General features: G+C 72.4%; 6 protein-coding genes. 3 read left to right on the plus strand and 3 right to left on the minus strand.

Going from position 1 to position 12,638, the window contains the following annotated elements:
* Positions 1–168 precede the first annotated feature (168 nt).
* The 3 genes from ACIBCM_RS02830 to ACIBCM_RS02840 form a co-directional block, all read right to left on the minus strand.
* Positions 169–1,338 carry an ADP-ribosylglycohydrolase family protein gene (locus ACIBCM_RS02830; RefSeq protein ID WP_399239399.1) on the minus strand — a complete coding sequence of 390 codons (1,170 nt, stop codon included), beginning with the start codon at positions 1,336–1,338 and terminating at the stop codon, positions 169–171.
* Complete coding sequence (locus ACIBCM_RS02835; RefSeq protein ID WP_399239401.1) at positions 1,301–2,854, minus strand: ADP-ribosylglycohydrolase family protein; 1,554 nt, start codon at positions 2,852–2,854, stop codon at positions 1,301–1,303. Before ACIBCM_RS02835 ends, ACIBCM_RS02830 begins: the two co-directional genes overlap by 38 nt.
* Before the next feature lie 524 nt (positions 2,855–3,378).
* Complete coding sequence (locus tag ACIBCM_RS02840) at positions 3,379–4,458, minus strand: ADP-ribosylglycohydrolase family protein (protein WP_399239403.1); 1,080 nt, start codon at positions 4,456–4,458, stop codon at positions 3,379–3,381.
* Between the two features lie 220 nt (positions 4,459–4,678).
* Here ACIBCM_RS02840 and ACIBCM_RS02845 point away from each other — a divergent pair, with 220 nt between their 5' ends.
* The 3 genes from ACIBCM_RS02845 to ACIBCM_RS02855 all read left to right on the plus strand — a co-directional run bounded on the left by ACIBCM_RS02845 (position 4,679) and on the right by ACIBCM_RS02855 (position 12,256).
* Positions 4,679–5,407 (plus strand): VIT1/CCC1 transporter family protein, encoded by a 729-nt coding sequence (locus ACIBCM_RS02845; RefSeq protein WP_399239405.1) that lies wholly within the window; start codon positions 4,679–4,681, stop codon positions 5,405–5,407.
* Positions 5,408–6,243: 836 nt separating this feature from the next.
* Positions 6,244–10,803, plus strand: coding sequence for a glutamate synthase large subunit (gene gltB, locus ACIBCM_RS02850; protein ID WP_399239407.1), 4,560 nt, complete (start codon positions 6,244–6,246; stop codon positions 10,801–10,803).
* On the plus strand, positions 10,796–12,256 hold the full coding sequence (locus tag ACIBCM_RS02855; protein ID WP_399239409.1) for a glutamate synthase subunit beta: 1,461 nt from the start codon (positions 10,796–10,798) through the stop codon (positions 12,254–12,256). The genes gltB and ACIBCM_RS02855 overlap by 8 nt, the downstream gene beginning before the upstream one ends.
* Positions 12,257–12,638 lie beyond the last annotated feature (382 nt).

Consider the following 12,638-nt stretch of genomic DNA (forward strand, 5'->3'; position numbering starts at 1 on the left):
TCGTCCGCGCGGTGGTCCGGTTGGCTGTTGCGTGTGGGGTGGGTGGTTCCGGTGGTGGGTGGTCGGGGCGGGACGTGCCCGTCGTCCCGTCCGGGATCCGGCCGGGGGCGCCGCGGGGGTCTCGGTGCATGCCCGCGTCACCGGACGGGGGAGTGGTGGGAGCGGCCGTCACCGGGGAGCCGCCGTCAGGGTGGCGAACGCCGACTCATGGACGCGGCGGCGCTCCGTGTCCCGTACGAAGATCTCACGGGCGACGGCGGCGAGTTCTCGCGCGGGCGCGTGCAGATCGAGGCGGCTGGCCTCGGCGACCGACTTCGCCCAGTCGTGCGGAACCGCCTCCTCACCCCGTAGCGCGCCCGCGATCGCGCCCGACATGGTGGCGATCGAGTCGCAGTCGCGGCCGTAGTTGACCGAGCCCAGCACCGTACGGCGATAGTCACCGCCGCCCACCAGCAGCATGCCCAGCGCGATGGGCAGTTCCTCGATGGAGTGCAGCCGGGAGGGGCGGCGGGCGCCGAGGGAGGGGGTCCGGTAGTCGGGGCCGACCGTGTCGAAGGGGGCGACCGCCGCGCGGAGAGGGGTGAGGGCCGGCTCGAAGTCCGTGTACCGTACGGCGACTTCGGCGACCGCCTCGACGGCCGCGCGGGTGCCGTCCTTGGCCAGCGTCAGCGCCGTGTCCACGACGGTGCCGGGTGTCGCGCCCGGCTGGCAGGCCGCCGCGACCGCCGCAGCGAAGACGCCCGCCGCCTCCCGGCCGTACGAGGACTGGTGGGCGCCCGCGACATCGACGGCCTCGGCGTAGGCGGCGGCCGGGTTCGCCGCGTTGACCAGGCCCACCGGGGCCATGTACATCGCCGCACCGCAGTTGACGATATTGCCGCTGCCTGCCTCGCGAGGATCGTGGTGGCCGTAGTGCAGCCGGGCCACGAGCCACTTCTCGGCGAGGAAGAGCCGCTGGAGGGGCAGGGCCTCCGCCTCCAGTTCCGGGATCCAGCGGGGGTGCGTGATGAGGTCCGGGACCAGGTGTCCGGCGACGGCGTACGCGTCGAGGTGGTCGCGGACCGTCGCGTACACCCTGATCAGCGCATGGGTCATCAGGGTGTCGTCGGTGACATGGCCGTCGCCCTTGTGGTACGGGGCGAGGGGGCGGGCGGTGCGCCAGTCCTCGCCGTGCCAGGGGCCGACGATGCCCTGGACCCGGCCGCCGTGGCGTTCGGCGATCTGCTCGGGGGTGTACCCCTCCACGGGTCCGCCGAGCGCGTCGCCCACGGCCGCGCCGATCAGAGCGCCGCAGATCCGGTCATCGAGTGCCGGGGTCATATGCGTTCTTGGTGTCATGCCGGAATTGTCCACCCGGTGCGGTCAGTTCCGTGTGTGTCAGCAGCCCGGCGAGTTCGACCAGATCGGTGCCCGCGAGCCGGGGCAGCGCGCACCCGGCGAGCGTACGGCAGGCTTCGCGCCAGCCCGCCGGGATCGACGCTCCGCCACCGAGCGCACCGGTCAGCGCCCCGGCGAGGGCGGGCGCGGAGTCGGCCACCCGGGAGAGGCAGGCGGCGGTCGGCACCGCCTCCGCCACCCGGCCGCGCGCCGCCGTGGCGATCGCGAGCGCCACCGGAACGGTTTCGGCGGCGGCGATCCCGTAGCTGTAGACATGGTCCACGATCTGATGCTCCAGCAGGGGTACGAGATCGAATGCGGCCTCCGCGTCGCGTGCGAGGGCGACGGCGTGCCGTGCGTTCCTGCCGATCTCGGTGGAGTCCGGCAACTGGTCGAGCGCGGTCTCCACGGCCTCGTCGACATCTGTGCCCCCGAGCGCGGCGGCGACGGCCGCGGCCATGGCGCGCGCACCGTGGACCCCGTCGCCGTCCTGGGTGTAGCGCGCGTCGAACTCCGCGAGCGCGGCCGCGGCGTCGGGGTCCCCGGGGTGGACGACCGCGAGGACGGCGGCCCGTACACAGGCCGCGTCGTCGAAGTAGTGCGGATTGTCGTGCCCGGTCGCGGGCGGGCGCAGCCCGGTGGCGAGATTGCCGAGCCCCGCGCGTACCGAGATCCGGGCGCGCAGGGGGAGCACCGCGGACTCCACCTCGGGTGCGCGGGCCGCCGCGGCGGCCACCTCTCCGGCGAGCGCGTTCCAGGCGAGATCGACGGCCGCGCGCAGACGGCGTTTCGGGGGGAGACCGGCGAAGAGTCCGCCGGACGCAGTGAGCACGGTCTCGGCGGTGAAGGCCGCCCATTCGGCGTCGTCGGACGGGCCGAGCCGCAGGGGTTCCGGGGGCTGGTTGAGGGCGATGGGCACGGGCAGGGTGGTGGTCGCGTTCTGCTCGGCGAACGTGTCCAGCTCACGGGTGAGCCGCCTGGTCCATTCGGGCATCCGCGCGGCGCGGTGCCGGGCGGCGGGCCATCCGGCGGCATCGCCCGCGGCCAGCCCGAGGAGCAGGCCCTCGACGGGGCGGCGCGCGAGGGTGCCGGCCCGGTCGAGCGGGTCCGGGGCGCTGCTCCGGTGGGCGGAGGGCCGCCCGGTGGGGGAGCACGGACGAGGGGCGGGTTCCGGGGCCGGTTCAGGGGGCGGCGGGACGGGGTGCCCTGCTGTGACGAGGGGGGCGGAGGGAGCCTCCGGTTCCAGGGCCGGATCAGGAGGCGCGGGGGTACCGGTACCCGTGCCGTCCGGGGGAGCGGTCCGCAGGCCGCCGGGTGCGGGTGCGGGTGCGGGTGCGGTAGGCGGGCCGGTACGCGGGAGTGCGGCGGGCCGGGCGGTACGGGCCGGGCTCCCCGGGCCGTCGGCAGCGGTGCCCGGGGCGCGGGCGGTGGCGGTGGCGGGGGCCGCAGGCGTGGGCTTCGGCTGTTCCGGTGCCACCGCCGGGCGGGCCGCCGTGGCCGTTCCCGCCGGGGGGCCGGGGACCGGGGCCGCCTCTCCGTACGGATGAGGGGGGTCGGAGACCCGGGTCGGCTCTCCGTACGGATGAGGGGCGGTCGTGGGCGGTGGGGTTCGGGGAGCCGTCGGGGCGGCGGTGCTGGTGCCGGTGCGCGTGGCGGTGCCGGTGCTGGGTGGGGGCGTGTGTCCGGGTGCCTTCGGGGCGGTGGTCGGGGGCGGGGGGCCGTGCGGCTCGGCGGGTTCGGCCGCGGGCGTCGTCCCGTACGGTTCCGGTGCACCGGGGCGAGGGCCCGCGGCTGGCGGTACGGGGCGCACCGGGGTGCCGTGAACGGCGCGGCTCCCGGCCGGGAGCTCGCCGGACGTACGGGTGCCGGGCGCGGGTTCGTGCTCCGGGCCGGGGGCTTCGGGGGTGAGGGAGAGCGCGGACGTACGGGTGCCGGGCGCAGGGTCCCCTTCGAGGCCGGGGGCTCCGGGCGTGGGGGAGAGCCCGTCCGGAGCTTCCGTCGTCATGACGCCGCCTTCGGATCGTCGTCCGGGGTGAGCAGCCGCGCGATGTCCAGGACGTGGTGGCCCGCCATCGACGGGAGGCAGCTGCCCCGGACCGGGCCGATCGCCGAGGCCCACTCCGGGGGAATCGCCGCCACGCCCGAGACCGCCCCGGCGAGCGCTCCCGCCACCGCCGCCGTCGTATCGGCGTCACGGCCCATGTTGACGGCGGTGAGCACCGACGTACGGAAGTCCCCGCGGGCCGCCGCGAACGCGCCGAACGCCAGCCCCACCGCCTCCGGGGCCAGGTCCGTCCACGGATAACCGCCGATGACCACCGAGGAGCGGACGGCGCGCTCCATGGACAGCCTGTCCTCGTGGACACGCCGGGCGGTGACCACACCGCGGCGCAGGGAGCGTGCCGTCCACGAGTCCATCGGGATCACCGAGAGCGCCGCGCCGATCACCCCCGCCGGACCCGCGCCCGACATGGCCGCGGCCACGCCCGCCGCGACCGCCCGGCCGCCGTAGATGCCCTCGCCGTCGTGGCTGACCGAGCCGTCGATCGCGACCAGGCGGGCCGCCTCCAGGGGCCGGCCCGCCGCGAACACCCCGAACGGCGCCGCCCTCATCGCCAGACCGTCGCTCCAGGCGTGCCGGTGCTGGGCGGAGATGGGGGCCGCGAGACCCCGGCGGAGGTTCTCCAGGGTGCCGCGCTCGCTGAAGCCCGCGCCCCGGAACGGGCCCTCGTCCAGATCCGCGATCCAGTGGTGCCACGCCTCCTCCACATGGGCCACGGTCAGCGCGGAGCCGTGCCGGGCGAGGAGGAGGCCGGAGAAGATGGCGTACTCGGTGTCGTCCGTACCGGCGGGGTCGTCCGCCACGAAGCCTTCGATACGGCCCCAGCGGCGGCGGATCTCGGACGGGCGCATGTTCTCCGCGGGCGCTCCCAGCGCGTCGCCCACCGCCAACCCCAGCAGAGCGCCGCACGCCCGGTCCCGGGGTGACGGGGTCGGGCACGGCTCGGCCGATGGTGGCACGGCCGGACCGGCCGGGGCGCCTGCGAAGGAATCCGCGGGATTGCCTGCGGTCAACTCCATCGGCGAGCCCCTTTCGCGCGCACGAGCCTGGTGCCTGCATCTGTGCCACGCCGGGTCGGCGAAGAGTCCGGGAATCGTGGCTGTCACCCGAACCCCACCTGCTCTACTCCTGGTTAGTACGGCCTGCCTTGCTGGCGCGACCATTACCACGCTGCGTATGTTCGAAGCTGTTCGAAAGGTGGCGGAGCGCGAGGTTCCGCCGCCGGGCAAGAGGAGAGCCGTGTCCATCATCGATACCGGGGCGACCCTTCACGAGGCGCACCGGGACAACCACACACACCGTGACGTCAACGGCGGCTGGCTGCGGCCGGCGGTCTTCGGCGCGATGGACGGGCTGGTCTCCAACCTGGCCCTGATGACCGGTGTCGCGGGCGGATCGGTGTCCCAGCAGACGATCGTGATCACGGGGCTCGCCGGACTCGCGGCGGGCGCGTTCTCCATGGCCGCGGGGGAGTACACCTCGGTCGCCTCGCAGCGAGAGCTGGTGCAGGCGGAGCTGGACGTGGAGCGGCGGGAGCTGCGGAAGCACCCCGTGGACGAGATGGAGGAGCTGGCGGCGCTGTACCGGGCCCGGGGCGTGGAGCCCGCGCTGGCGCGTGAGGTCGCGGCGCAGCTCTCCCGGGATCCGGAGCAGGCGCTGGAGATCCACGCCCGCGAGGAGCTGGGGATCTCCCCGGACGATCTGCCGTCCCCGGTGGTCGCGGCGGTGTCGTCGTTCGCGGCGTTCGGGGTGGGGGCCCTGCTGCCGGTGCTCCCGTATCTGCTCGGCGCGAGCGCCCTGTGGCCCGCGGTGCTGCTCGCGCTGATCGGGCTCTTCGCGTGCGGTGCGGTGGTGGCGCGGGTGACGGCCCGGAGCTGGTGGTTCAGCGGGCTGAGGCAGCTGGTGCTGGGCGGGGTGGCGGCGGCGGTGACGTATGGGCTGGGGATGCTGATCGGAGCGGCGGTCTGAGGGGTGCGGGGTTGCGGGGCGCGTGTGGTGGGTGGGTGCGGGGTTGCGGGGCGCGTGTGGTGGGAGGGTGCGGGTTGCTTGTCGGGGCTCCGCCCCGAGCCCGGCGCCTCAATCGCCGGCGGGGCTGGTTTTTGGCGGGTCTCGATTGTCGACAGGGCGGGTTGCGGGGTGTTTGGGCTGGGTGGGTGCGGGTTGCCTGTCGGGGCTCCGCCCCGAACCCGGCGCCTCAATCGCCGGCGGGGCTGGGATAGGGGTCCGTGCCTCGGTCATGGGGTGGTTCGGTTGTGGTTGCGCCTCAATCGCCGACGGGGCTGACTTTTGGCGGCCGGGCCTGCCTTGTGGCCCCGAGCCCCGGACCCGCGCCTCAAACGTCGGCGAGGCTGGTCTTTCGGGTCGGCGCCTCAGTCGTGCGGCGGCTCCGCCCCGGACCCGCGCCTCAAGCGCCGGTGAGGCTGATTTTTCGGGTCTGCGCCTCAAAACGCCGGTGAGGCCGGCTTGTGGGCCCGGGCGGCTCGGGGGCGGATTTCGGGTGGGGTGAGACACTGTGGGGGGTGTTCGTGACGGCGGTCCGGTAACACGGCGGTTTTGAATCCTTCGTCACGGGGCATGAGCCGAGGGCGCCGCGGGCAATGAAGCCCGCTCCGCCCCCTGAGTCCTGTGGATGCCGATCTGTCCGGCGCAGCGCCCTCGACCGAGCCACCACAGTGTCCGCATGTTGGAATGAGTTATCCACTTTTCGAGAGTCAATCCATCATGTAACCTGCACGAAATTTCTCCGCAGAGGGCCAACGTCGTCCCTCGGCACCACACATGCCACGACGACGACGGGAGAGCCGATGCGTTCCGACGCCTGGTCGCCCATGGACGGTCGCCCCGCCCCTCAGGGGATGTACGACCCCCGTAACGAACACGACGCCTGCGGTGTCGGGTTTGTGGCCACCCTCACCGGTGTTGCCAGCCATGAGCTGGTCGAACAGGCGCTGACGGTACTGCGGAACCTCGAACACCGCGGTGCCACCGGCTCGGAGCCCGACTCGGGGGACGGCGCCGGGATCCTGCTCCAGGTACCCGACGCGTTTCTGCGCGAGGTCAGCGGATGCGAGCTGCCCGAGGCCGGGGCGTACGCCGTCGGCATCGCCTTTCTGCCCGAGGACGGCACCGCGGACGCCGTCTCACGTATCGAGACGATCGCGGGCGAGGAAGGACTCACGGTCCTCGGCTGGCGCGAGGTTCCCGTCACCCCCGATCTGCTCGGCAACGGCGCCCGCGCGACCATGCCGGTCTTCCGGCAGCTCTTCGTGAGCGACGGCGCCGGCAAGGGCCTCGCCCTGGACCGCAAGGCCTTCGTCCTGCGCAAGCGCGCCGAGCGCGAGGCGGGCGTCTACTTCCCGTCGCTGTCCGCGCGCACCATCGTCTACAAGGGCATGCTGACCACCGGCCAGCTGGAGCCCTTCTTCCCCGACCTCTCCGACCGGCGCTGCGCCACCGCCGTCGCGCTCGTGCACTCGCGGTTCTCGACGAACACCTTCCCGAGCTGGCCGCTGGCCCACCCGTACCGCTTCGTCGCGCACAACGGCGAGATCAATACGGTCAAGGGCAACCGCAACTGGATGCGCGCCCGTGAGTCGCAGCTGGTCACCGGCCTCTTCGGCCCGGAGGAGCTGGACCGGATCTTCCCGGTCTGCACCCCGGACGCCTCCGACTCCGCCTCCTTCGACGAGGTCCTGGAGCTGCTCCACCTCGGCGGCCGCTCGCTGCCGCACTCCGTGCTGATGATGGTCCCCGAGGCCTGGGAGAACCACGCCTCCATGGACCCGGCCCTGCGCGCCTTCTACCAGTACCACTCCACGATGATGGAGCCCTGGGACGGCCCCGCCTGTGTCACCTTCACCGACGGCACCCAGGTCGGCGCGGTCCTCGACCGCAACGGACTGCGGCCCGGCCGCTACTGGGTCACCGACGACGGACTGGTCGTCCTCTCCTCCGAGGTCGGCGTCCTCGACATCGACCCCTCCAAGGTCGTCCGCAAGGGCCGGCTCCAGCCCGGCCGGATGTTCCTCGTCGACACCGCCGAGCACCGCATCATCGAGGACGACGAGATCAAGTCCACGCTCGCCGCCGAGCACCCCTACGGGGACTGGCTCGACGCGGGGATCATCGAGCTGGAGGACCTGCCCGGGCGCGAGCACATCGTGCACACCCACGCCTCCGTCACCCGCCGTCAGCAGACCTTCGGCTACACCGAGGAGGAGCTGCGCATCATCCTCGCCCCCATGGCGAGGACCGGCGGCGAACCGCTCGGCTCCATGGGCACGGACTCCCCGATCGCGGCGCTCTCCGAGCGTCCCCGGCTGCTCTTCGACTACTTCACCCAGCTGTTCGCGCAGGTCACCAACCCGCCGCTGGACGCCATCCGCGAGGAACTGGTCACCTCGCTGCACTCCTCGCTCGGCCCCGCGGGCAACCTCCTGGAGCCGACCGCGGCCTCCTGCCGCAGTGTCACCCTCCCCTTCCCGGTGATCGACAACGACGAGCTGGCCAAGCTCATCCACATCAACGCCGACGGCGACATGCCCGGGATGAAGGCCGCGACGCTCTCCGGCCTCTACCGCGTCGGCGGCGGGGGCGAGGCGCTCGCCGACCGGATCGAGGCCGTCTGCGCCGAGGTCGACACCGCCATCGAGGACGGTGCCCGGCTGGTCGTGCTCTCCGACCGGCACTCCGACGCCGAGCACGCGCCGATCCCGTCGCTGCTGCTCACCTCGGCCGTGCACCACCACCTCATCCGCACCAAGCAGCGCACCCAGGTGGGGCTGCTCGTCGAGGCGGGCGATGTGCGCGAGGTGCACCATGTCGCGCTGCTCATCGGCTACGGCGCGGCGGCCGTCAACCCGTATCTGGCGATGGAGTCCGTGGAGGACCTGGTCCGTGCCGGGACCTTCATCGAGGGCATCGAGCCCGAGCGGGCCATCCGCAACCTCATCCACGCCCTCGGCAAGGGCGTGCTGAAGGTCATGTCCAAGATGGGCATCTCGACCGTGGCCTCCTACCGTGGCGCCCAGGTCTTCGAGGCCATCGGGCTGGACGAGTCCTTCGTCGAGAAGTACTTCAACGGCACCGCGAGCAAGATCGGCGGCGCGGGTCTGTCCGTCGTCGCCGACGAGGTCGCCGCCCGGCACGCCAGGGCGTACCCCGCCTCGGGCGTCCCCTCGGCGCACCGCGCGCTGGAGATCGGCGGCGAGTACCAGTGGCGCCGTGAGGGCGAGCCGCACCTCTTCGACCCGGACACGGTCTTCCGGCTCCAGCACTCCACCCGCAACCGCCGGTACGACATCTTCAAGCAGTACACGGACCGGGTGAACGAGCAGTCGGAGCGCCTGATGACGCTCCGGGGCCTCTTCGGCTTCACCGGCGACCGGCAGCCCGTGCCGCTGGACGAGGTCGAGCCCGTCTCCGAGATCGTCAAGCGGTTCTCGACCGGCGCGATGTCGTACGGGTCCATCTCCCGCGAGGCGCACGAGACCCTCGCCATCGCCATGAACCGGCTGGGCGGCAAGTCCAACACCGGCGAGGGCGGCGAGGACCCGGAGCGGCTGTACGACCCCGAGCGCCGCTCCAGCATCAAGCAGGTCGCCTCCGGCCGCTTCGGGGTGACCAGCGAGTACCTGGTCAACGCGGACGACATCCAGATCAAGATGGCCCAGGGCGCCAAGCCCGGCGAGGGCGGCCAGCTGCCCGGCCCCAAGGTCTACCCGTGGGTCGCCAGGACCCGGCACTCCACCCCGGGCGTGGGGCTGATCTCCCCGCCGCCGCACCACGACATCTACTCCATCGAGGATCTGGCCCAGCTGATCCACGACCTCAAGAACGCCAACCCCGCCGCCCGGATCCACGTCAAGCTGGTCTCCGAGGTCGGAGTCGGCACGGTCGCCGCCGGCGTCTCCAAGGCGCACGCCGACGTCGTCCTGATCTCCGGCCACGACGGAGGCACCGGAGCCTCCCCGCTCACCTCGCTGAAGCACGCGGGCGGCCCCTGGGAGCTGGGTCTTGCCGAGACCCAGCAGACCCTGCTGCTCAACGGGCTGCGCGACCGGATCGTCGTCCAGACCGACGGCCAGCTCAAGACCGGCCGCGATGTGGTCATCGCCGCGCTGCTGGGCGCCGAGGAGTTCGGTTTCGCGACCGCTCCGCTGGTCGTCTCCGGCTGTGTGATGATGCGCGTCTGCCATCTGGACACCTGCCCGGTCGGCATCGCCACCCAGAACCCGGTGCTGCGCGAACGCTTCTCCGGCAAGGCGGAGTACGTCGTCAACTACTTCGAGTTCATCGCCGAAGAGGTCCGCGAACTGCTGGCCGAACTCGGTTTCCGTACGGTGGAGGAGGCCGTCGGCCACGCCGAACTCCTCGACACCGAACGGGCCGTCGACCACTTCAAGGCCCAGGGCCTCGATCTCGCCCCGCTCTTCCATGTGCCGGAACTGCCCGACGGCGCGGTCCGCCACGCCCTGGTCGAGCAGGACCACGGGCTGGAGAAGGCGCTCGACAACGAGCTGATCAAGCTTGCCGCCGACGCGCTGAACGCCGGCTCCGCCGAGGCAGCCCAGCCGGTGCGCGCCCAGGTCGCCATCCGCAACATCAACCGGACCGTGGGCACCATGCTCGGCCACGAGGTCACCCGGAGGTTCGGCGGCGCGGGGCTCTCCGACGACACCATCGACATCACCTTCACCGGCTCGGCGGGCCAGTCCTTCGGCGCCTTCGTCCCGCGCGGTATCACCCTGCGGCTGGAGGGCGACGCCAACGACTACGTCGGCAAGGGCCTCTCCGGCGGCCGGGTGATCGTCCGCCCCGACCGGGGCGCCGACCATCTCGCCGAGTACTCCACCATCGCGGGCAACACCATCGCGTACGGGGCCACCGGCGGTGAGCTGTTCCTGCGCGGGCGCACCGGCGAGCGGTTCTGCGTCCGCAACTCCGGGGCCACCGTCGTCTCGGAGGGCGTGGGCGACCACGGCTGCGAGTACATGACCGGCGGCCACGCGGTGGTGCTCGGCGAGACCGGGCGCAACTTCGCGGCCGGTATGTCCGGTGGCATCGCCTACGTCGTCGACCTGGACCGGGACAACGTCAACCCGGGCAACCTGGGCGCGATCGAGGCGCTGACCGACGCCGACAAGCAGTGGCTGCACGATGTCGTGCGCCGCCACCAGGAGGAGACGGGCTCCACCGTCGCCCGGACCCTCCTCGCCGACTGGCCGGTGAACGCGGACCGGTTCAGCAAGATCATCCCGACCACGTACAAGGCAGTGCTCGCCGCCAAGGACGCCGCTGAGCTCGCCGGTCTCTCCGAGCAGGAGACCACCGAGAAGATGATGGAGGCGGCGACCAATGGCTGACCCCAAGGGCTTTCTGACCACCGGACGCGAGGTCGCCCCGACCCGTCCCGTGGCCGAGCGCGTCAAGGACTGGAACGAGGTCTACGTCCCCGGCTCCCTGCTGCCGATCATCAGCAAGCAGGCCGGCCGGTGCATGGACTGCGGCATCCCCTTCTGCCACAACGGCTGTCCGCTCGGGAATCTGATCCCCGAGTGGAACGACTACGCCTACCGCGAGGACTGGGCCGCCGCCTCCGAGCGGCTGCACGCCACCAACAACTTCCCCGAGTTCACCGGGCGGCTGTGCCCCGCGCCCTGTGAGTCGGCCTGTGTGCTGGGCATCAACCAGCCCGCCGTCACCATCAAGAACGTCGAGGTCTCCATCATCGACAAGGCGTGGGAGACCGGCGACGTCACCCCGCAGCCCCCGGAGCGGCTGTCCGGCAAGACCGTCGCCGTCATCGGCTCGGGTCCGGCCGGTCTCGCCGCCGCCCAGCAGCTGACCCGGGCCGGTCACACCGTCGCCGTCTACGAGCGGGCCGACCGCATCGGCGGGCTGCTGCGGTACGGCATCCCCGAGTTCAAGATGGAGAAGGTGCACATCAACCGCCGTATCGAGCAGATGCGCGCGGAGGGCACCAAGTTCCGTACGGAGGTGGAGATCGGCCGTGACATCGACGCGGCCAAGCTGCGCCGGCGCTATGACGCGGTGGTCGTCGCCGCCGGGGCGACCGTCTCCCGCGATCTGCCCGTCCCCGGCCGTGAGCTGAACGGCATCCACTTCGCGATGGACTATCTGCCGCTCGCCAACAAGGTGCAGGAGGGTGACTTCGTCGCCCCGCCCATCACCGCCGAGGGCAAGCACGTCGTCGTCATCGGCGGCGGCGACACCGGCGCGGACTGTGTGGGCACCGCCCACCGCCAGGGCGCGGCCTCCGTCACCCAGCTGGAGATCATGCCCCGGCCGGGCGAGGACCGCAGCTCCGGCCAGCCCTGGCCGACGTTCCCGATGCTCTACAAGGTCACATCGGCCCATGAGGAGGGCGGCGAGCGCGTCTACTCGGTGTCCACCACGCACTTCGAGGGCGACGAGAACGGCGATGTCCAGGCGCTCCACCTGGTGGAGGTGGAGTTCACGGACGGCAAGCCGGAGCAGAGGCCCGGCACCGAGCGCCGGATCCCGGCGCAGCTCGTCACCCTCGCGATGGGTTTCACCGGCACCGACCAGGAGAACGGCCTGGTCCGGCAGTTCGGTCTGGAGCTCGACGCCCGCGGTAACATCGCCAGGGACGCGGACTACGCGACCAATGTCGACGGTGTGTACGTCGCCGGTGACGCGGGCCGTGGCCAGTCGCTCATCGTGTGGGCGATCGCCGAGGGCCGCTCGGCGGCGCGCGGTGTCGACCGCTATCTGACCGGGGCGAGCGATCTGCCTGCCCCGATCCGCCCGACCGACCGGGCCCTCACGGTCTGATCCCGGAGTCCGTACGGTCCGCCCCGGCCCGTACGGCTCCTCCAGTCGTCCCGTACAACGGCGTACGGAACTAACGCGGCGCCTGCCCTGTCCCCGACCGGACCCCGGGTGGGCGCCGCGCCATGTGCTCTGCCCGGTGCCCGTATTTCACCGCCACCGATCTGCCGCCGCCGGTGTCGTATCACCGGTCTCGTGTCACCGAGCCGCCGCGACCGAACCCCGCCACGAACCCCCTGCCACGGACTCGCTCCCACCGTTGTGCCGTGCCCGTCGCGGCGGTGGCCGCTCCGGGCGTCCCTCACCTGCCGTTCTGACCGGATCCGGCGTTTTCAGTTGGTGTTCCGTTGGTTTTCCGTTGATACCAGCGGGAGTCGGGGCGGCG

The organism is Streptomyces sp. NPDC051018 (genome assembly GCF_044456085.1).
Lineage (GTDB): Bacteria > Actinomycetota > Actinomycetes > Streptomycetales > Streptomycetaceae > Streptomyces.